The sequence below is a fragment of the Roseococcus sp. SYP-B2431 genome, from assembly GCF_004336745.1.
Classification (GTDB): Bacteria; Pseudomonadota; Alphaproteobacteria; order Acetobacterales; family Acetobacteraceae; genus Roseococcus.
On record NZ_SJXD01000027.1, the window covers coordinates 168,216 to 185,580 of the forward strand.

The 17,365-nt window shown below is 71.3% G+C and carries 18 protein-coding genes; 12 read left to right on the forward strand and 6 right to left on the reverse strand.

Going from position 1 to position 17,365, the window contains the following annotated elements:
* The first annotated feature begins 56 nt into the window (after positions 1–56).
* Together EJV46_RS17270 and EJV46_RS17275 are read left to right on the forward strand one after the other, a co-directional pair.
* Positions 57–926, forward strand: coding sequence for a DMT family transporter (locus EJV46_RS17270; RefSeq protein ID WP_206020854.1), 870 nt, complete (start codon positions 57–59; stop codon positions 924–926).
* Positions 923–1,768, forward strand: a complete 846-nt coding sequence (locus EJV46_RS17275; protein WP_131549941.1) for an alpha/beta fold hydrolase — start codon at positions 923–925, stop codon at positions 1,766–1,768. The genes EJV46_RS17270 and EJV46_RS17275 overlap by 4 nt, the downstream gene beginning before the upstream one ends.
* Here the strand turns inward: EJV46_RS17275 and EJV46_RS17280 are convergent.
* The 5 genes from EJV46_RS17280 to EJV46_RS17300 form a co-directional block, all read right to left on the reverse strand.
* On the reverse strand, positions 1,713–2,879 hold the full coding sequence (locus tag EJV46_RS17280) for an MFS transporter (protein WP_131549942.1): 1,167 nt from the start codon (positions 2,877–2,879) through the stop codon (positions 1,713–1,715). The genes EJV46_RS17275 and EJV46_RS17280 overlap by 56 nt on opposite strands.
* Entirely contained in the window at positions 2,876–3,793 is a 918-nt protein-coding gene (locus tag EJV46_RS17285; protein WP_131549943.1) for a 3-hydroxyacyl-CoA dehydrogenase family protein, read from the reverse strand. The genes EJV46_RS17280 and EJV46_RS17285 overlap by 4 nt, the downstream gene beginning before the upstream one ends.
* Positions 3,790–4,326, reverse strand: a complete 537-nt coding sequence (gene greB / locus EJV46_RS17290) for a transcription elongation factor GreB (RefSeq protein ID WP_131549944.1) — start codon at positions 4,324–4,326, stop codon at positions 3,790–3,792. The genes EJV46_RS17285 and greB overlap by 4 nt, the downstream gene beginning before the upstream one ends.
* Positions 4,323–5,066 (reverse strand): SDR family NAD(P)-dependent oxidoreductase, encoded by a 744-nt coding sequence (locus EJV46_RS17295; RefSeq protein ID WP_165585590.1) that lies wholly within the window; start codon positions 5,064–5,066, stop codon positions 4,323–4,325. The genes greB and EJV46_RS17295 overlap by 4 nt, the downstream gene beginning before the upstream one ends.
* A gap of 62 nt (positions 5,067–5,128) precedes the next feature.
* Entirely contained in the window at positions 5,129–6,061 is a 933-nt protein-coding gene (locus tag EJV46_RS17300; protein ID WP_131549946.1) for a dihydrodipicolinate synthase family protein, read from the reverse strand.
* A 62-nt stretch (positions 6,062–6,123) separates the two neighbouring features.
* Between EJV46_RS17300 and EJV46_RS17305 the strand changes: the two genes are divergently transcribed.
* Both EJV46_RS17305 and EJV46_RS17310 read left to right on the forward strand, forming a co-directional pair.
* Positions 6,124–7,050, forward strand: a complete 927-nt coding sequence (locus tag EJV46_RS17305) for a polysaccharide deacetylase family protein (RefSeq protein ID WP_206020855.1) — start codon at positions 6,124–6,126, stop codon at positions 7,048–7,050.
* A gap of 21 nt (positions 7,051–7,071) precedes the next feature.
* On the forward strand, positions 7,072–8,049 hold the full coding sequence (locus tag EJV46_RS17310) for a glycosyltransferase family 2 protein (RefSeq protein ID WP_131549948.1): 978 nt from the start codon (positions 7,072–7,074) through the stop codon (positions 8,047–8,049).
* On the opposite strand, the gene EJV46_RS17315 is transcribed toward EJV46_RS17310, so the two are convergent.
* Positions 8,008–9,564: a DUF6311 domain-containing protein gene (locus EJV46_RS17315; RefSeq protein WP_131549949.1), complete on the reverse strand. Its 1,557-nt coding sequence runs from the start codon at positions 9,562–9,564 to the stop codon at positions 8,008–8,010. The two genes, EJV46_RS17310 and EJV46_RS17315, sit on opposite strands and share 42 nt — an antisense overlap.
* A gap of 232 nt (positions 9,565–9,796) precedes the next feature.
* On the opposite strand from EJV46_RS17315, the gene EJV46_RS17320 reads away from it, so the two are divergent.
* The 8 genes from EJV46_RS17320 (at position 9,797) to EJV46_RS17355 (ending at position 17,173) form a co-directional block, all read left to right on the forward strand.
* Positions 9,797–10,525, forward strand: coding sequence for a sugar transferase (locus EJV46_RS17320; protein ID WP_240782615.1), 729 nt, complete (start codon positions 9,797–9,799; stop codon positions 10,523–10,525).
* A 99-nt stretch (positions 10,526–10,624) separates the two neighbouring features.
* On the forward strand, positions 10,625–12,148 hold the full coding sequence (locus EJV46_RS17325; protein WP_131549951.1) for a flippase: 1,524 nt from the start codon (positions 10,625–10,627) through the stop codon (positions 12,146–12,148).
* Positions 12,145–13,212 carry a glycosyltransferase family 1 protein gene (locus EJV46_RS17330; protein ID WP_165585591.1) on the forward strand — a complete coding sequence of 356 codons (1,068 nt, stop codon included), beginning with the start codon at positions 12,145–12,147 and terminating at the stop codon, positions 13,210–13,212. The genes EJV46_RS17325 and EJV46_RS17330 overlap by 4 nt, the downstream gene beginning before the upstream one ends.
* Entirely contained in the window at positions 13,209–14,339 is a 1,131-nt protein-coding gene (locus EJV46_RS17335) for a glycosyltransferase (RefSeq protein ID WP_131549953.1), read from the forward strand. Before EJV46_RS17330 ends, EJV46_RS17335 begins: the two co-directional genes overlap by 4 nt.
* Positions 14,336–15,208: a glycosyltransferase family 2 protein gene (locus EJV46_RS17340; protein ID WP_131549954.1), complete on the forward strand. Its 873-nt coding sequence runs from the start codon at positions 14,336–14,338 to the stop codon at positions 15,206–15,208. The genes EJV46_RS17335 and EJV46_RS17340 overlap by 4 nt, the downstream gene beginning before the upstream one ends.
* Complete coding sequence (locus EJV46_RS17345) at positions 15,205–16,077, forward strand: glycosyltransferase family 2 protein (protein ID WP_131549955.1); 873 nt, start codon at positions 15,205–15,207, stop codon at positions 16,075–16,077. The genes EJV46_RS17340 and EJV46_RS17345 overlap by 4 nt, the downstream gene beginning before the upstream one ends.
* Entirely contained in the window at positions 16,074–16,586 is a 513-nt protein-coding gene (locus tag EJV46_RS17350) for a GNAT family N-acetyltransferase (protein ID WP_165585592.1), read from the forward strand. Before EJV46_RS17345 ends, EJV46_RS17350 begins: the two co-directional genes overlap by 4 nt.
* A gap of 134 nt (positions 16,587–16,720) precedes the next feature.
* On the forward strand, positions 16,721–17,173 hold the full coding sequence (locus tag EJV46_RS17355; protein ID WP_131549957.1) for a DUF3597 domain-containing protein: 453 nt from the start codon (positions 16,721–16,723) through the stop codon (positions 17,171–17,173).
* Positions 17,174–17,365 lie beyond the last annotated feature (192 nt).

Consider the following 17,365-nt stretch of genomic DNA (forward strand, 5'->3'; position numbering starts at 1 on the left):
CCAGGAAAGCCGATGAATTCTTCGCCAGACCGCGTCCCCCGAAAGCCTCCCATCGCGTGAGCCCCACCGCCCTCGGCATGCTCTACGCGGCGGCGGCCGGCTTCACCCTCTGCGCCCTGAACATCGTCCTGCGGCTGCTCTCGGAGGACCTGCCGAGCTTCCAGGTGCAGTTCATGCGCTACTTCATGGGGTTGGTGGCCGTGCTGCCCTGGGTGTTCCACGACGGGCTCGCCGCCTATCGGACACGCAGCCTCTCGGGACAGTTGTGGCGCGGCGCCGTGCATGCCTCCGGCCTGTTCCTCTGGTTCGCGGCGCTGCCGCTGATCCCCTTCGCGGAGCTGACCGCCATCGGCTTCACCACCCCGATCTTCATCATGATCGGCGCGGTGATCTGGCTGAAGGAGGTCATGTTCTGGCAGCGCTGGGTCGCCGGGCTGCTGGGCTTTTCCGGTGTGCTGGTGGTGGTCTGGCCCGGGCTGCAGGGCGGCGGCAACTGGGGCTCGCTGCTGATGCTGGCCTCCGCGCCGCTTTTCGCGGCCTCCTTCCTGATCACGAAGGCCCTGGCGCGCCGCGACGCGCCGACGGTGATCGTGGCCTGGCAGTCCCTGACGGTGACGCTCTTCACCCTGCCGGTGGCCCTCTGGGCCTGGGTCTGGCCGACCCCGTCGCAATGGGCGATCGCGCTGGTCTGCGGCATGCTGGGCAGCCTCGGCCATTGGCTCCTGACCCATGCCTACAGGCTCGCCGACATCTCCTCGACGCAGCCCGTGCGGTTCCTGGACATGATCTGGGCCGCGGGCCTGGGGTTCCTCTTCCTGTCGGAAATCCCCTCCACCTCGACGCTGCTCGGCGCGGCCGTCATCTTCATCTCGACCACCTGGATTGCCCGCGTCGAGGCGCGGCGCGGAAGGAGCCTGCCTGCATGACCGCCGAGATCGACGCCCTCGAAGCCCGCGCCCAGCCGTCCCACACGCCGTGCGGGGACGGCCGGATCGCCTGGCGGAGCTGGGGGGACGGGCCCGGGATCCTGCTGCTGCTGCATGGCGGCTCGGGGAGCTGGCTGCACTGGCTACGCAATATCGACGCCCTCGCGGCGCGGTATCGCGTCATCGCGGCCGATATCCCGGGCCTCGGCGAGAGCGCGATGCCGCCGGATGCGAAGGACATCTACGACGTGGCCAAGCCCCTGGCCGCGGGCATCGCCACGCTGCTGGGGCCGGACCGGCGCTACCATCTCGCCGGCTTCTCCTTCGGCGCCAATGTCGGCGGCCACCTCGCCGCGCTGGAAGGCGACCATGTGCGCAGCGTGACCGTGGTGGGCGCGGCCTCGCTCGGCCTGCCCCGCCCCCCACTCGACCTGCTCAAGGTGCGCGACAAGCAGGGCGCGGAGCGGCGCGCGGCCAATGCGGAGAACCTGGCGCGTCTGATGATCCGCGACCGCGCGAAGATCGACGACACCTCGCTCGACATCCAGGAGTACAACACCCAGCACGCGCGGTTCCGCAGCCGCGGCTTCGCCTCGGGCGACAGCCTGAAGGAGGCGCTGAAGCTGGCGAAGGCGCCGATCAACGGCATCTGGGGCGAGATGGACACGGTGGCCTGGCCGAATGTGGCGGCGCGGCTGGACGTGCTGCGCGAGATCGACCCGACGCTGCTGTCCCATGTGATCACGGGCGCCGGCCACTGGGTCGCCTATGAGGCGGCGGAGGAGTTCAACGCGGCGCTTCTTCGGATTCTGGCTGAACGCGAAGCCAGTACAGACCGATGAAGGCCGCGACAGAGAGGCCGATGGTGAGCCAGAGCGCGGCCACGCCGTAGCCCTCCACGAAGAAGCCGAAGACGGCGGGGGCGAGCGCCGAGAGGAAGCGCCCCGGCGCCACGATCAGCCCCTGCCGCGCGCCGTAGCCGGCCGCGCCGAAGACCGCGAGCGGCAGCGTGCCGCGCACGATCGTCAGGATGCCGTTGCCCGCGCCGTGGATCACGGCGAAGGCCATGGCCGCCGGCGCGCCGAAGGCGAGGAGCAGCGCGGCCGCGACCGGATGGCTGATCTGCGCCAGCTTGGCCGAGAGCAGCGGATGCGCCTTGCGCAGCAGCGTGAACTCCAGCACCCGCGCGCCGACCTGGGCCGGCCCGAGCAGCGCCCCGGCGGCGATCGCGGCCGCAGGCGTCGCGCCGGCCGCCAGCAGCAGGGCGGGCAGATGCGCGCCGAGCGCCGCGGCGGTGAAGGAGCTCACCGAGAAGATGGCGGCCATCAGGATGGCGGACCGGCGCGTCGCCCGCGCGGCGGCCTGCGGGAGCGGCTTGGGCGCCGCCACCTCCCTCGCCCCGGGGCGGGGCAGCAGCAGGTTCAGCGGCAGCGCCAGCAGGAGCTGGATGCCGATCCAGCCGAGGCACGCGCCGCGCCAGCCCCATTCCGCCTCCATCGCGGCCGTCAGCGGCCAGCCGACCGTGCTCGCGAAGCCGGCAATGAGGGTGATTCCGGTGATCGCGCTGCGCGCCTCCTTGCCGTAGAGCCGGGCCAGCGTGGCGAAGCCGGCCTCGTAGAGGCCCATGCCCATCGCGATGCCCATCGCGAGCCATCCCGCGAAGAGCAGCACGGGGCCGCCGGCCAGCGACAGGATCGCCAGCCCCGAGGCGAAGACCAGGTTGGACGCGGCCAGCACCCCCCGCCCGCCCTGCCGGTCGATGGCCGCGCCGACGCGCGGGCCGAGCACGGCCGAGATCAGCATGGCGCAGGAGAAGGCGACGAAGACCGTCGCCGTGGACACGCCGGTGTCGCGCGCCATGGCGGGGGCGAGGATGGCCGGCAGATAGTAGCTGCCGGCCCAGGCGAGCGTCTGCGTCGTCCCCAGGATCAGGACGACGCGCGACTTTTTCATACCTCGTCGCGCAGCAGAGGCTGCGCGGCGGCGAGCACGCGCTCGTAGCGGGCGCGCTCGGCGGCGGTCTTCTCCGGCGGCCAGTCGCGATAGCCGCGGCCGGTCTTGGGGCCGAGGCGATCCTCGGCCACCAGCTTCGCCAGGCCCGGCGAGGGCTCGGGGCTGGTGTTGAGACTCGGATAGATCGTGGCGGCGGCGGCCAGCTGCGTCTCCAGCCCGGCCAGCTCCTTCTGCAGGATCGGACCGGCCGCGAGGTAGCGGAAGCCGAAGCAGTAGCGCACCGCGCGGTCGACATCCTCGGCCGTGGCGAGGCCGGAATCGATGCAGGAGAAGGCCTCGCGCATCAGCGCGTGCTGGATGCGGTTGGCGAGGAAGCCGGGCTCGTCGCGCGAGACGCGGATGGGCATGCGGCCGAGGCTCTCCATGATGGCGAAGAAGCGGTCGACGACCTCATCCTCCGTCGCCTCGCCCTTCACGACCTCCACGCCGGGCACGAGATGCGCCGGCAGGAAGAAGTGCAGGTTGCACATGCGCGATTTCGTCGCGCAGTCCCGCGCGATCTCGGTGATGCGGTAGCCGGAGGCATTGGAGCCGATCGGGATGCCGACGGGCACCAGCCGGTCCAGCGCGGCGAAGACCTGGCGCTTCAGCTCCATCCGTTCCGGCGCGGCCTCGATGACGCAGGCGCAATCCGCGAAGGGCAGATCACCGATCGCGGCGAAGAGCGTGAGCCCCGCCTCCAGCGCCGGATCGGCGCCGAGCTGCGCCAGCGAGAGACGCACGCGCTCGCGCTTCGCCGGCCAGGATTCCGTCGCGGGCTCCTGTGCGGCAACGGTCCATCCGCCGGCGAGGAAGATCGCCGAAATGTCGCAGCCCATCAGGCCCATGCCGATGACGGCGGCTGTCTCGCTCATGCGTCGCGCTCCGGATAAAAGATCTTCATCACTTCGATCTCCTCGAGGCCTGCGGGGGTGCGCAGCTTCACGAGGTCGCCCACGCGCTTGCCCAGCAGCGCGCGCGCCACCGGCGAGACCCAGGAGATGCGGCTCAGCGTCGCATCCGCCTCCTCCATGCCGACGATGGTGACAGTGGTTTCGCTGTCATCCTCGCGCGCATAGGTCACCGTCGCGCCGAAGAAGACCTGGTCGCGCCGCTTCTGGTCGCGCGGATCCACGACCTCGGCGCGGTCGAGCCGGCGGCGCAGGAAGCGCACGCGGCTGTCGATCTGGCGCAGGCGGCGCTTGCCATACTGGTAGTCCGCATTCTCGCTGCGGTCGCCGAGCGCCGCGGCCCAGGAGACGATCTCCGTCACCTTGGGGCGCTCGCCATGCCAGAGCTGGTGCAGCTCGGCCTGGAGCGCCGCATGGCCGTCGGGCGTCATGTAGAAGGGCGTGCCGGGAGGAACGCCGGGCGGCCCCTCGTCGTCGTCGTCATCGTCCTGGCTCATGGCATGTAGAGACCGCCATTCACGTGGTAGACCTGCCCGGTGATCCAGCTCGCCTGCTCGGAGACGAGGAAGCAGGCCACCTCCGCGATGTCCTGCGGCTGGCCGAGGCGCGAGATGGGGATGGCCTTCACCCGCTCGGCGATCTGCTCCTCGGTATTGCCGTGCCGGGGCTGGGCCGTGTCGGTGAGGCCGGGCGCGATGGCGTTGATGCGGATGCCCCTGTCGGCCATCGCCAGCGCAACCGAACGCGTAAGGCCGAGCAGCCCGGTCTTGGTCGCGGAGTAATGCGCCCCCTTCGGGTCGCCGCGCACGGCAGAGGACGACATGGTCACCGCCGCCCCCGGCTTGCCCGCCGCGACCAGCGCGCGGGCGAAAAGCTGGATCTGGAACGCCGTGGCCTTGAGGTTCACGCCATGGACGGAATCCCACATCGCTTCGGTCAGGTCGAGGAAGTCGGCGCGGGGAAAGATGCCGGCATTGCAGACCAGGATGTCGGGCAGGCCGAGCCGCCGCTCCGTTTCGGATTGCAGATGGGCTCGGCCTTGCGTCGTTCCGATATCCGCCTGGATGGCGACGGCGCGAACGCCGGACGCACGTGCCTTCGCCGCGACCGCCTCGCCGGCTTCCGCGTCGTCCAGCCAGTTCACCGCGACATCGGCGCCGTCGCGCGCCATGGCGGCGCAGATCGCCGCGCCGATGCCCTGTTGGCCACCGGTGACGAGGGCGATGCGCCCCTTCAACCGACCGCCATCGGACGGCCGATTCAGATCGCCCGGCTGCGCGCTCCGATCATCGGACGCCATCATTCCGCCGCGAGCTTCAGGGCGACAGGGTCCCGCCGCGCGAGCCGGGCCAGCATCGCATCCACCTCCGCGCGCGTGGCCTCTGAGAGCTTCGGCCCCGGCGCGCGCACGGTGGGGTGCGCGATGATTCCGCGCCGCGTCAGCACGTATTTCCGCACCGCGAGGCCGAGACCCGGCTGGTGCTCCGTGCGGATGAGCGGCAGATGCGCCTCGAAGAGGTCCATCGCCTCGTCCCGCCGGCCGGCCAGGATGAGCTCGCGCACGCTCTTCAGCATCTCGGGGAAGGCGTAGCCCGTCATGATGCCGTCGGCGCCGCGGATCGTCTCCTCCGGCAGGAAGATCCCGCCATTGCCGCCATAGATGGCGATGCGGTTCATCTCGCCCCTGGCCATCAGGCCGACGAGCGTCGTGATCTTGTCGAGGCCGGGCCACTCCTCGGCCTTCAGCATCACGCAGCGCGGATCGGCGGCCAGCGTCGCGATCACGCGCGCGGGCATGGTGACGCCCGTGGCCTGCGGGAAATCCTGCAGCACCCAGGGCGCCGGCGCCACGGCCTCGGCCGCGCCCTGCAGCCAGGACAGCACCGCGTCGTCGCCGCGCAGGCCCGCGGGCGGGGCGATCATCACCCCGGCCGCACCGGCCTCCATGGCGCGCTGCGCCAGCGCCCGCATCGGCGCATAGCCCGGCGCCGAGACGCCCACGATCACCGGCAGGCCCTTGGCGTGCTTCAGCACGACGCGCACCAGCCGCATGGCCTCCTCGGCGTCGAGCTTCGGCGCCTCGCCCATGATGCCGAGGATGGTGAGGCCCGTGGCGCCCGCCGCCGCATAGGCCTCGGTCATGGCGGCCGCGCTGCGCTCGTCCAGCGCGCCATCGGGCGTGAAGGGGGTCGGGCAGATGACGCAGACGCCGGAGGCATCGGATGTGAGCATGGGACTTCTCCTCCTGGATCGAGAAAACTAAACCCGATGTCAGCCGCTGCGAAGGATGGACGATGACGCTGCCTGGGGGAATGCCGCCGACGACTCGCGATCTTGTCGGCTATGGGCGCCATCCACCGGACCCGCGCTGGCCGGGCGGCGCGCGGCTCGCCCTTTCCTTCGTGGTGAATGTAGAGGAGGGCGCGGAGCTCTCGCTCGCCAGCGGCGATGCGCGCAACGAGAGCGTGCACGAGATCCGCGAGGAGGTGACCGGCCAGCCCGACCCCTGCATGGAGACGCATTACGCCTATGGCGCGCGGGCCGGAATCTGGCGGATCCTCGACGCCTTCGACGCGCATGGCGTGAAGGCCACCTTCTCCGCCTGCGGCCGGGCCGTCGCCGCCAACCCGCACCTGGCCCGCGCGCCGGCCGAGGCCGGGCATGAGGTCAGCGCCCATGGCTGGCGCTGGGAAAGCCACGCCAATATGCCCGAGGCGCAGGAGCGCGCGGTGATCGCCGGCACGGTGGACGCCATCTCCCGGGCGGCCGGCACGCGCCCGGTCGGCTGGCACACGCGCTCGGCTCCCTCCATGAACACGCGGCGGCTGCTGCTGGAGGAGGGCGGCTTCCTCTACGACAGCGACGTCTATGACGACGACCTGCCAAGACTATTCGCGCCGCGCCCCGGCGCCCCCGGCCACGTGATCCTGCCCTATTCCTTCGACACCAACGACATGCGCTTTTCCCCGGGCGGCGGCTTCGTGCAACCGGAGGACTTCTCCCGCTATTGTACCGGCGCGATAGACTGGCTGATGCGCGAGGGGAAGACCGCGCCGAAGATGCTCTCCATCGGCCTGCACCTGCGGATCATCGGCCGGCCCGGCCGCATGCCGGGCCTCGCCGCGCTGCTGGATCACGTCGCGAAGACACCCGGCATCTGGGTCGCCCCGCGGCGCGAGATTGCGGCGCATTGGCTGAAAATCGCCCAGGAAAGGCCTTGATCCGCCGCCAATAGGAGCCGCATGCAACTCGCCCCTGCCCTGTCCGTCGTCGTGCCCTGCTACAACGAGCAGGAAGTGCTGCCTGAGTTCCACGACCGCCTCGTGCCGGTGATGGAGGCGATCGGACGCTCCTGGGAGGTCGTCTACGTCAACGACGGCTCGCGCGACACCACGCTCTCCGTCATGACGGGCCTCGCCGCGGCCGACCCGCGCGTGGCCGTGCTGAACCTCTCGCGCAACTTCGGCAAGGAGATCGCGCTGACGGCGGGGCTGGACCATGCGCGCGGCAGCGAGGGCGTGGTCATCATCGACGCCGACCTGCAGGACCCGCCCGAGGTCATCCCGGAGCTGGTCGAGGCCGCCGGCGAGGGCCACGACGTGGCCTATGCCCAGCGCAGCGCCCGGCACGGCGAGGGCCTCCTGAAGCGCGCCACGGCGCATGCCTTCTACCGGGTGATGCAGCGGCTCGGCGGCAAGGTGCAGCTGCCGCAGGACACGGGCGATTTCCGCTACATGTCCCGCCGCGCGCTGGACGCGCTGCTGAAGCTGCGCGAGCAGCACCGCTTCATGAAGGGGCTCTTCGCCTGGGTCGGCTTTCCCTCGATCGCGGTGCCTTATGAGCGCGCGCCTCGCGCCGCCGGCGAGAGCAAGTGGAACTACTGGAAGCTGTGGAACCTCTCGCTGGAGGGCATCACCAGCTTCACCGTGGGTCCGCTCAAGATCGCGACCTATCTGGGACTTGCCACGGCCTTCTTCGCGGGCCTTTACCTGCTGCAGCTCGTGGTACGGACGATCTTCTTCGGCAATCCGACAGCCGGCTATCCGAGCCTGATGGCCGTGGTGCTGTTCCTGGGCGGCGTGCAGCTGATGACGCTGGGCATCATCGGCGAGTATCTCGGCCGCATCTTCAACGAGACCAAGGGGCGGCCGCTCTACCTGGTGGAGCGGCACCTCCCCTCATCGGCAGACCGTGAGGTCTCCCGCCGCCCGGCAGCCTGAGCCGGACAGCCCCGGGAAATCTCTCCTCGGAGGCAGTCCGACGCGCAGCTCGCCCGGCGCCGGCGGCGTGGCCAGCACCTCGGCATCGGTGCAGCGCGGCGGCGTGCGCCAGCGCGCGGCATACATGGTGTTGACCGGTCGGGGCGTCTCACTCGCCAGCAGCAGCAGTTCCAGGGTGCGTATCCGGGCCGCGTCGTCGCCGGCCGCGATGCAGGGCCAGGAGGGCAGGAAGGTGACACGGCCGGCTTCGCGAAACAGCGGGCGCAGCGCTTCGGCCTCGACCGTCCAGGGCGCGCGCTCATGGGCCCAGGCGCAGAGCCCGTCGCGCATCGGCCCGCCATCGATGAACTGCATCAGGCCGCAGGCCAGCAGGATCACGACGCCGCGCCGCCCACGACCTGCGAGCAGCACGGCCGCGCCGATCATCAGCGCGTAGGCGACGGGCCAGAAGAAGCGGCCCGAGGCGCGGAACTGCTCCAGGAAGCCCGGCGCCGCGCCGAGGTCGAGCACGATCCGGTCGCCCAGCCCGATCCGGAAAGACAGGGCGATCGCCGTCAGCCCTAGCAGCGCCAGGACGAGGCCGAGATGCGCCCGCAGCCCCGGCGCGATGCGCCGCCCGGCCAGCAGCGCGCCCGCGATCAGGGCCGCCCAGAGTCCGAGGCCGAGCCAGTTGTAGCCCTCCCAGCCGCCATGGCCGGTCGCGTCCACCTCGGCCGGGGCCCAGCCGCCCAGGATCAGCGACCGGAAGGGCCAGAGCGGCGAGAGCAGGTTCAGCGCATATTGCCCGTAGCCGCCGTCGCCCGAGGCGCCGAAATAGCCGAACAGCGCCATCACGCCGATCATGGCCGCCGCGGCGAGGGCGGCGCCGATCCCGGCGCGGAGAAACCGCTCGCCGCGGAGCAGCAGCGTCAGCGGCGCGGCGGCGAGCAGCGCCAGCGACATCAGCGCGAGATAGGGATGGATCAGCAGCGCCACCGCTTGCCAGGGCACGGCGACCCACCACCAGCGCGGCGCTTCCAGCAGCCTGAAGTAAAGGCCGAGCGAGACCAGGATCACGAAATGCCCGCAGAGCGCGGCGTGGCCATAGCGCGATATGAAGGCGGGCATGGCGCTCGCCATCAGCGCCACGGCGAGGCCCGGCCAGAAGCCCCGCACCCCCGCCCCGCGCAGCGCCCAGACCGCGGCGACCGGCTGCAATATCCAGGCAATCGCATAGAAGACGCCGATGCCATGGAAGCCCTCCGGCAGGAGCGGGGCGAGCAGCTTCAGCGGGAGGGCCAGCGCCGGAATCCCGTCCAGAAAGGCGAGGTTCGCATTCCCCAGCGTGCCCACATCCAGCGGCGGCCAGCGCCAGGCATCGGCCAGGAAATGCCGCTGGGCGATCGCATGCTGCGCCGCATCGCCCACAGGCCGCCAGTCGAGCCCCGCGCGCGGCCAGATGAAATCCAGCCCGAACAGATGGATCGCCAGCAAAGCTCCCAGCAGGCATGAGGCGGCATAGGCGAGGCGGGACACGACAGGCTCCGGCGGTGGCTGCATTCCTCGTGGCATTTCAGCCCCTTGCCGGCAAGGGCGCGGCGTTTGCGCTGCCACATTCCTGCCCCAACCGGGCCCGATTGCCGCCCGCGATCAAAGGTTAAAACCGCATCGTGGCCAGGGGGCGGATACCCTTCCCCCGCGCCGCGACCGGATCGGTGAGAGCGGCCCTTCGGCCCGGATCACCGTGAATGAGGCCAGGATGCCTGGGTTGGACGCATTTACGTCCCTTCAGCGTGAAGTGATCCTCCGCGAGACGCGGATGGGTGGCGAGTACCGCGCCCCCAGCGTGATGCTGGCCCCGCCGCATGCCCAGTGGCGCGAGGGGCTGCAGCCGGTCCTCAAGCGCGCCATGGACGTGCTCGGCGCTAGCGCGCTGCTGGCGGTGCTGGCGCCCGTTATGCTCGCCATTGGCCTCATGATCCGGCTCGACGGCGGCCCGGCGCTCTTCGGCCATCGCCGCATCGGCCGCGCCGGCCAGGGCTTCGCCTGCCTCAAGTTCCGCTCGATGACGACCGACAGCCAGGCCCGGCTCGAGGCGCTGCTGGCGCGTGATCCCGCCGCCCGCGCCGAGTGGGAGGCCACGCACAAGCTCAAGGACGACCCCCGCGTGACGCGGATCGGCCGCTTCCTGCGCGCCACCTCGCTCGACGAGCTGCCGCAGCTCATCAACGTGCTGCTCGGCCAGATGAGCCTGGTCGGCCCGCGCCCCGTCATCCAGTCGGAGCTCGACCGCTTCTACGGCGCCGCCGCCGCCCATTACATGAGCGTGCGCCCCGGCCTGACCGGGTTGTGGCAGGTCTCGGGCCGCTCGGACACCAGCTACGCCCAGCGCGTGGCGCTGGACGTGGCCTATGTCGCCCGCCCCTCGCTTTGGCAGGACATCACCATTCTCGCCCGCACGCCGATGGCGGTGCTGTCGCGCCGCGGCGCCTGCTGAGCTAGGTTCGGCGCCTCTGGATTTTTTCTGGCGCGTGATTCAGATCTGCGGCGCCTCGGCGCCTTCGATCAGCACGCTTCAAGCAGGCGCAGGCATTCAATGAGCCAGACCATCGAGGCGCGGGCCGGTGCGCGGCGCCTCATCTCAGGCATGTTCTGGAATGCGCTCGGGCGGGGCCTGCCGCTGCTCCTGGCCCTCGTCCTGACGCCGATCCTGGTGCAGGAGATGGGGCTGGAGCGCTGGGGCCTCTTCACCCTCGCCTTGGCCCTGGTGGGCGTCTTCGGCATCTTCGACCTCGGCATCGGCCCGGCCCTGACCCGCGGCCTCTCCGAGCGGATGTCGGAGGGCGAGGATGCCGAGGCCGGCCGGTTGGTGGGCACGGCCATGGTGGCACTGGGCGGCTTCGCCACGCTGGGCGCCGCGATCTTCTGGTTCATCCTGCCCTGGCTGATGAAGAGCGCCCTGAACGTCCCGCCGGAACTGCAGGAGGAGGCGCTGGTCGCCTTCCGGGTGCTGGCCTGTTCCGCGCCGCTCATCGTGATCAACGCGGCGCTCTGGGGCGTGCTGGCCGCGCATCAGAAATTCGCTGCGGCCAACCTCGTCACGATCCCGGTGGCCGCGATGTATTATGTCGGACCGGTGCTGCTGCTGATGGTCTGGCCGAGCCTCGTCGCCGTGATGCTGGCGCTGGTGGCCTGCCGCCTGGCGAACACCCTCTCCTATCTCTGGCTGGCGCGGCCGCTGCTGCCGCGGCTGTCCGTCGGCAGCCCGGCCATGGTGCTGCCGCTGCTGCGGATCGGCGGCTGGATGACCTTCGCCTCCCTCCTGAACCAGGCGCTGCTCTATGCCGACCGCTTCCTGATCGGCGCCATGCTCACGCTCGCGGCCGTCGCACATTACGCGACGCCGCTCGACCTCGTGCTGCGCATGTGGATCCTTCCCATCGCCATCGCCCAGGCGCTGCTGCCCGCCATGGCCTCGGCCTTCCGCACCCTGCCCGAGGTGACGGCCGGCCTGCTGCGCCGGGGCGCCATGCTGATGATCCTGCTCACCCTGCCGCCCTGCCTGGCCTTGGCCGGTGCCGGCGACTGGGCGCTGCGGCTCTGGCTCGGCGCGGAATTCGCGGCGAATGGCGGGATGGTGCTGCGCATCCTGGCGGCCGGCATCTTCTTCTCCTGCGTCTCCTTCTCGGCCAATGCGCTGCTGGACGCGATCGGCCGGCCGGATGCGACGGCGAAGCTGGTGATGGCCGAGGTGGTGGTCTTCCTGCCCTTTTCCGCCCTCATGCTCTGGTGGATCGGCATCGAGGGCGCGGCGATCGCCTGGGGCCTGCGCGCGGCCATGGACTGCACGGGAAAGCTCTGGCTCGCCGGCTGGCTCTATCCGCCGGTGCGCGCCGTGACGCGGCGGCTCGGGCTCCCCCTGATCCTCTCCTTCCTGGCGCTGGCCGCGACGGTGCTGGCGCCGGACTGGCGCTGGGCCGCGGCGATCGCCCTGCCCGGCTTCCTCCTGGTCGCCCTGGCGACGCTGCGCGTGCTGACGCCCGTGGAGCGCACCACGCTCCGCCCGCTGCTGCGGCGGCCATGGCAGGCGCGGCGGCTGCTGCAATCGGGGCTCGCATGATCGTTCTCAACGGGCGCTTCCTCGCCCAGGGCCTCACCGGCGTGCAGCGCTATGCACGTGAGATCGCGCGCGCGCTGGACGCGCTGGTCGCCGCCGGCGAGGCGCCGCCCATCCGGCTGCTGGCGCCGCCCGGCGCCGAGGGGCTGGAGGAATTTCCCTTCCTCGCGCCGCGGATCGTGGGCCGCAGGTCCGGCCAGCTCTGGGAGCAGATCGACCTGCCGCGCGCGCTGTCGGGCGATTTCCTCCTCAATCTCGGCAATACGGCGCCGATCCTCGCGGGAAGCCACCAGGCCGTGGTCATCCACGACGCCGGAGTCTTCGACACGCCCGAGAGCTATTCCTGGAAGTTCCGCAGCTGGTACCGGACGATGCAGCGGATGCTGGTGCTCCGGGGCGCCCGGATTCTCACCGTGTCGGAATTCTCCGCCGGGCGGATCGCGGCCAATCTGGCCGTCGGGCGCCAGGGACTCGGCGTGACGCTGGAAGGCGGCGAGCACATCCTCCGCCAGCCGGCCGATACCGCGATCCTCGAGCGGAACGGCCTCGCGCGGCAGGGCTACGCGCTGGTGGTGGGCACGGGCGCGGCGCACAAGAATCTCGCCGCGCTGCGCGACGCTATCGGCGCGCTGGGCGCGCGCGGCCTCGTCCTGGCGGTGGCCGGCGCCAAGGATGCCGGCGTCTTCCGGCAGGAGGGCGGACCCGAGCTGGACCGGCATATCCGCCCGCTGGGCCGCGTCTCCGACGCCGAGCTGCGCGCGCTCTACGAATCGGCGCTCTGCCTGGTCTTCCCCTCGCGTTACGAGGGCTTTGGGCTGCCGCCGGTCGAGGCCATGTGGTGCGGCTGCCCGGTCGTGGCGGGCCGCATCGGCGCCGTGGCCGAGGTCTGCGGCGACGCGGCGCTGTGGTTCGACGCGGCACGGCCGGAAGGCCTGGGCGAGGCCATCGCGCAGCTCGCCGACGATCCGGCATTCCGCGCCTCCCTCACCGAGGCGGGCCGCCATCGTACTGCCGGTTTCTCGTGGGATGCCGCGGCCCGGAGACTGCTGGGATATCTGCCGCGATGAAGATCGCCATCATCCATGAGTGGCTGGACAGCTATGCCGGCTCGGAGCGCGTGGTGGAGCAGATGCTCGCCTGCTTCCCCGAGGCCGACCTCTACGCGCTCTGCGACTTCCTGCCCGAGGGCCAGCGCGGCTTCCTGGGTGGCAGGGTGCCGAGAACGAGCTTCATCCAGCGCCTGCCGCTCGCGAGAAAAATGTTCCGCAACTACCTGCAGCTGATGCCGCTCGCGGTCGAGCAGTTCGACCTGCAGGGCTACGACCTCGTCGTCTCATCGTCCCACGCGGTGGCGAAGGGCGTCATCACCGGCCCGGGCACGAAGCATGTCTCCTACGTCCACAGCCCCATGCGCTACGCCTGGGATCTCCAGCACCAGTACCTGCGCCAGGCCGGGCTGACGCGCGGGCTGAAGGGGCTCTACACGCGCTGGCTGCTGCACAGGCTGCGCGGCTGGGACCAGCTGAGCTCGGCGCGGCCCGACGTGATCCTGGGCAATTCCAGCTATATCGTGGAGCGCATCCGCAAGGTCTGGCGGCGCGAGGCGGAGGTGCTGCACCCGCCCGTGGACCTCGGCGGCTTCCCGCTCAGCACGGCGCCGCGGCGGCATTTTCTCGTGGCCTCGCGGCAGGTGCCCTACAAGCGCATCGAGCTCGTCGCCGAGGCCTTCCGGCGCATGCCCGAGCTGAAGCTGATCGTCGCCGGCGATGGCCCTTCCGCGCCGCTGGTCGCCGAGGCGGCGAAGGGCGCGGACAACATCGAGATCCGCGGCCGGGTGCCGCAGCCGGAGCTGGTGTCGCTCCTCCAGGGCGCCCGCGCCTTCGTCTTCGCCGCCGAGGAGGATTTCGGCATCGCCATGGTCGAGGCGCAGGCCTGCGGCACGCCGCTGATCGTCTATGGCCGCGGCGGCGCGCGCGACATCGTGGCGGACGGCACGACCGGCCTCTTCTTCGAGGAGCAGAGCGCCGATGCCATCGTCGCGGCCGTGCGCGCCTTCGTCGCCCGCGAGGCCGCCTTCACGCCCGAGGCCTGCCATGCCCAGGCGCAGCAGTTCAGCATCGCGGAGTTCCGCCGGAAGCTGATCGAGGTTGTCTCGCGAGATGCGCCTCCCTCCGCGCCTGCGGGGGCGGCATGATCTCTCTCGTCGTCTCGACGAAGGGCCGCGTGGCGGAGATCGGCGAGCTCTTCGACAGCCTGCTTGCCGATGCCAGCGCCGAATTCGAGGTGCTGCTGGTGGACCAGAACGAGGATGGACGCCTCGATGCGCTCGCCGAGGCCTATGCGCCGCGCCTGAAGCTGCGCCACCTGCGCAGCCCGCGCGCCCATGCCAATGCTGGCCGCAATCTCGGCCTGCGGCACGCGCGCGGCGACCTCGTGGGCTTTCCCGACGACGACTGCGTGTTCCCGGCCGGCGTGCTGGGCCGGGTGCGGGCCGCCTTCGACGCCGATCCGGCGCTTGCCATCCTCACCGGCCCGGCCGCCGCACCGCAGGGCGGGCTCGGCTCCGGCCGCTGGAACCCGGCGGCGGGCGCGATCACGCCGCGCAACGTCTGGACGAGCGTGATCGAGTTCAACCTCTGGCTCCGCCGCGACGTGGCCCTCGCCCTGGGCGGCTTCGACGAGTCGATGGGCCCCGGCGCCCGCTTCGGCTCGGCCGAGGGCAACGACCTCGTCTGCCGCGCCATGGCGAAGGGCCTCGCCGCCCGCTATGCGCCGGAGCTGCGCGTCGTCCATCCCGACAAGCGCCTCACGCCGGAGGCCGTCGCGCGCGCGGAGCGCTACGGCCTCGGCCTCGGCTTCGCGCTGCGGCGGCATGGCGTGCCGGCCGGCGTCTGGGCGCCTTTCCTGTACCGGCCCCTCGCCGGGGCCGCGCTCTCGCTGCTGCGCGGCCGGCTGCTGAACGCGCGATACTACCTCGCGACATTCCAGGGCCGGCTGTCGGGCTTCCTTTCCGCGGAGTCCCGCGCCCTGCCCCATCCCGCGCCGCTCGCGAGCCTCGCATGAGGATCGCGGTCGGCATCGCCACGCGCGGCCGCCCGGCGATCCTGGGCGAGGTCCTGCAGGAGCTGGACCGCCAGACCCGCGCGCCGGACAGGATCCTCGTCTGCCACGTCGCGGACAGCGACATCGCCGGCCTGCCGGAGCGCTTCCCCGGCGTCGAGTTCCTGACCTCGCCCGCCGGCCTGCCGCGCCAGCGCAACCGCATCCTCGACGCCCTCGGCGATTGCGACGCGGTGCTCTTCCTCGACGACGATTTTCTGGCCGGCCCGCGCTGGCTGGAGGCGCTGGAGGGCGTGCTGCTCGCCCACCCCGAATGCGTGGTCGCCACCGGCACGGTGATCGCCGACGGCGCGAAGGGTCCGGGCATCACGCCCGAGGCCGCGCGCGCGACGCTGGCCACCGACACGCCGCCCGCCGACCTGCTCGGCTTCCACGAGCACTTCAACGGCTATGGCTGCAACATGGCCCTGCGCCTCGCGCCGGTGCGCGCGCACGGGCTGCGCTTCGACGAGAAGCTGCCGCTCTACGGCTGGTACGAGGATCTGGACCTCACGCGGCGCCTGCTGCCCTTCGGCCAGATCTACCGGCTGCACGGCGCCAGAGGCGTGCATCTCGGGACCAAGTCCGGCCGCGTGCCGGGCATCAAGCTGGGCTATTCGCAGGTGGTGAATCCCGTCTACCTCGCCCGGAAGGGCAGCTATCCCTGGAGCCACGCGCTCCGCTCCGTCGCGCGGCATTGCGTGATGAACCTGGCCCGCTCGCCGATGCCCGAGCCCGAGGTGGACCGCTGGGGCCGGTTCCGCGGCAATCTGCGCGGGCTGATCGACCTCGCCACCGGCCGCGCCGATCCGGAGAGGATCCTCACCCTGTGAGCCAGGCGCATGCCGTCCGGGCCGAGGCATGGCGGGGCATCCGCCAGGAGCCGTGGCGCATCCTGCGGATCGCGGATCGGCCCGACCTCGTGCCGCTGGTGGCGAACTGGCTCTGGGATGCCTTCTGGCAGCCGGGCGGCCACCGGCTGGAGGAAGTGCGGGAAATCCTCGCCGCGGCCGATGCCGAGATCGGAACGCCGCAGAGCTTCGTGCTGATGGCGGGCGAGATCCCCTGCGGCACCGCGAGCTTCATGTCTGCGGACCTCGAGATCCGCAACGACATCGGGCCGTGGCTCGCCGGCCTCTATGTCGTGCCCGAGGCGCGCGGCCAGGGCTGCGCGCAGCGGCTCGTCACGGCGGTGGAGGAGGCTGCCCGCCGGTCGGGAGAGAAGGCCCTCTATCTTCACACGGAGGATGCGCAGGGGCTCTATGAAGGCCTGGGCTGGTACGCGGTGGGCGAAGGCTCCGACCACGGCCGCCCCGTCACCATCATGCGGCGCGACCTCTGATCGCGGCATCACCGGCCCGCGTCAGGCCGGATGCAATCTCCCGCCTTCCGCAACCCGCCCCCCGTCTCGGCGATTTCACATCTGCCGCTGCGTGACCGATCCGGGTCCGGTAAGCCACTGTGAAAGATTCCGTCATGAGTATCTTCAGCTCGATCCTGCACAAGATCTTCGACCACTCGCCCAAGGCCGCCGCCGCCAGCGCTCCTTCGTCATCAGCCGCCGCGTCGCCACAGGCCACGCCCTCCCAGCCCGCGCCGACTCAGGCCGCGCCGACCCAGGCCGCGCCGACAAGCGAGGCGGGCCAGACCAGCGCCGCGCCCCAGCTGGGTCAGGCGGATGTGGAGGCGATCCTGGCCGATCTGGCGGCGAAGAAGGGTGGCGGCGGCAATTGGAAGACCTCCATCGTGGATCTTCTGCGCCTGCTCGACCTGGATTCCAGCCTCACGGCCCGCAAGGAGCTCGCCTCGGAGCTGAATGTCCATGCGGGCGAGCACGGCTCCGCGGAGCAGAACATCGCCCTCTCCAAGGCGGTGTGGCAGCAGCTCGCGCAGAACGGCGGCAAGGTGCCCGACAGTCTCAGGAGCTAAGCCGGCAGAGACGGCAGCGCCCGCCCCTCCCCGGGCGGGCGCTGCCGGCGGGAAACGGAGGCAGGATCAAGGCCCTCGTCGCGCTCGTTCTCGTCGCCACGGCGGTCGGCCTCGCCTTCGCCCAGGCGCAGCAGCACAGGCCATCGGCACCGGCCGGCGGGGCGGCGCCGCGGCAGATGTCGCAGATCACCC

Excerpts from the sequence above, each read along its gene's own strand:
- EJV46_RS17330 (WP_165585591.1), top strand. The coding sequence starts at position 12,145 with ATGATCGTTCTCAACGGGCGCTTCCTCGCCCAGGGCCTCACCGGCGTG.
- EJV46_RS17340 (WP_131549954.1), top strand. The coding sequence starts at position 14,336 with ATGATCTCTCTCGTCGTCTCGACGAAGGGCCGCGTGGCGGAGATCGGC.
- EJV46_RS17355 (WP_131549957.1), top strand. The coding sequence starts at position 16,721 with ATGAGTATCTTCAGCTCGATCCTGCACAAGATCTTCGACCACTCGCCC.
- EJV46_RS17345 (WP_131549955.1), top strand. The coding sequence starts at position 15,205 with ATGAGGATCGCGGTCGGCATCGCCACGCGCGGCCGCCCGGCGATCCTG.
- EJV46_RS17305 (WP_206020855.1), top strand. The coding sequence starts at position 6,124 with ATGACGCTGCCTGGGGGAATGCCGCCGACGACTCGCGATCTTGTCGGC.
- greB (WP_131549944.1), bottom strand. The coding sequence starts at position 4,326 with ATGAGCCAGGACGATGACGACGACGACGAGGGGCCGCCCGGCGTTCCT.
- EJV46_RS17325 (WP_131549951.1), top strand. The coding sequence starts at position 10,625 with ATGAGCCAGACCATCGAGGCGCGGGCCGGTGCGCGGCGCCTCATCTCA.
- EJV46_RS17285 (WP_131549943.1), bottom strand. The coding sequence starts at position 3,793 with ATGAGCGAGACAGCCGCCGTCATCGGCATGGGCCTGATGGGCTGCGAC.
- EJV46_RS17275 (WP_131549941.1), top strand. The coding sequence starts at position 923 with ATGACCGCCGAGATCGACGCCCTCGAAGCCCGCGCCCAGCCGTCCCAC.
- EJV46_RS17300 (WP_131549946.1), bottom strand. The coding sequence starts at position 6,061 with ATGCTCACATCCGATGCCTCCGGCGTCTGCGTCATCTGCCCGACCCCC.
- EJV46_RS17335 (WP_131549953.1), top strand. The coding sequence starts at position 13,209 with ATGAAGATCGCCATCATCCATGAGTGGCTGGACAGCTATGCCGGCTCG.
- EJV46_RS17280 (WP_131549942.1), bottom strand. The coding sequence starts at position 2,879 with ATGAAAAAGTCGCGCGTCGTCCTGATCCTGGGGACGACGCAGACGCTC.
- EJV46_RS17310 (WP_131549948.1), top strand. The coding sequence starts at position 7,072 with ATGCAACTCGCCCCTGCCCTGTCCGTCGTCGTGCCCTGCTACAACGAG.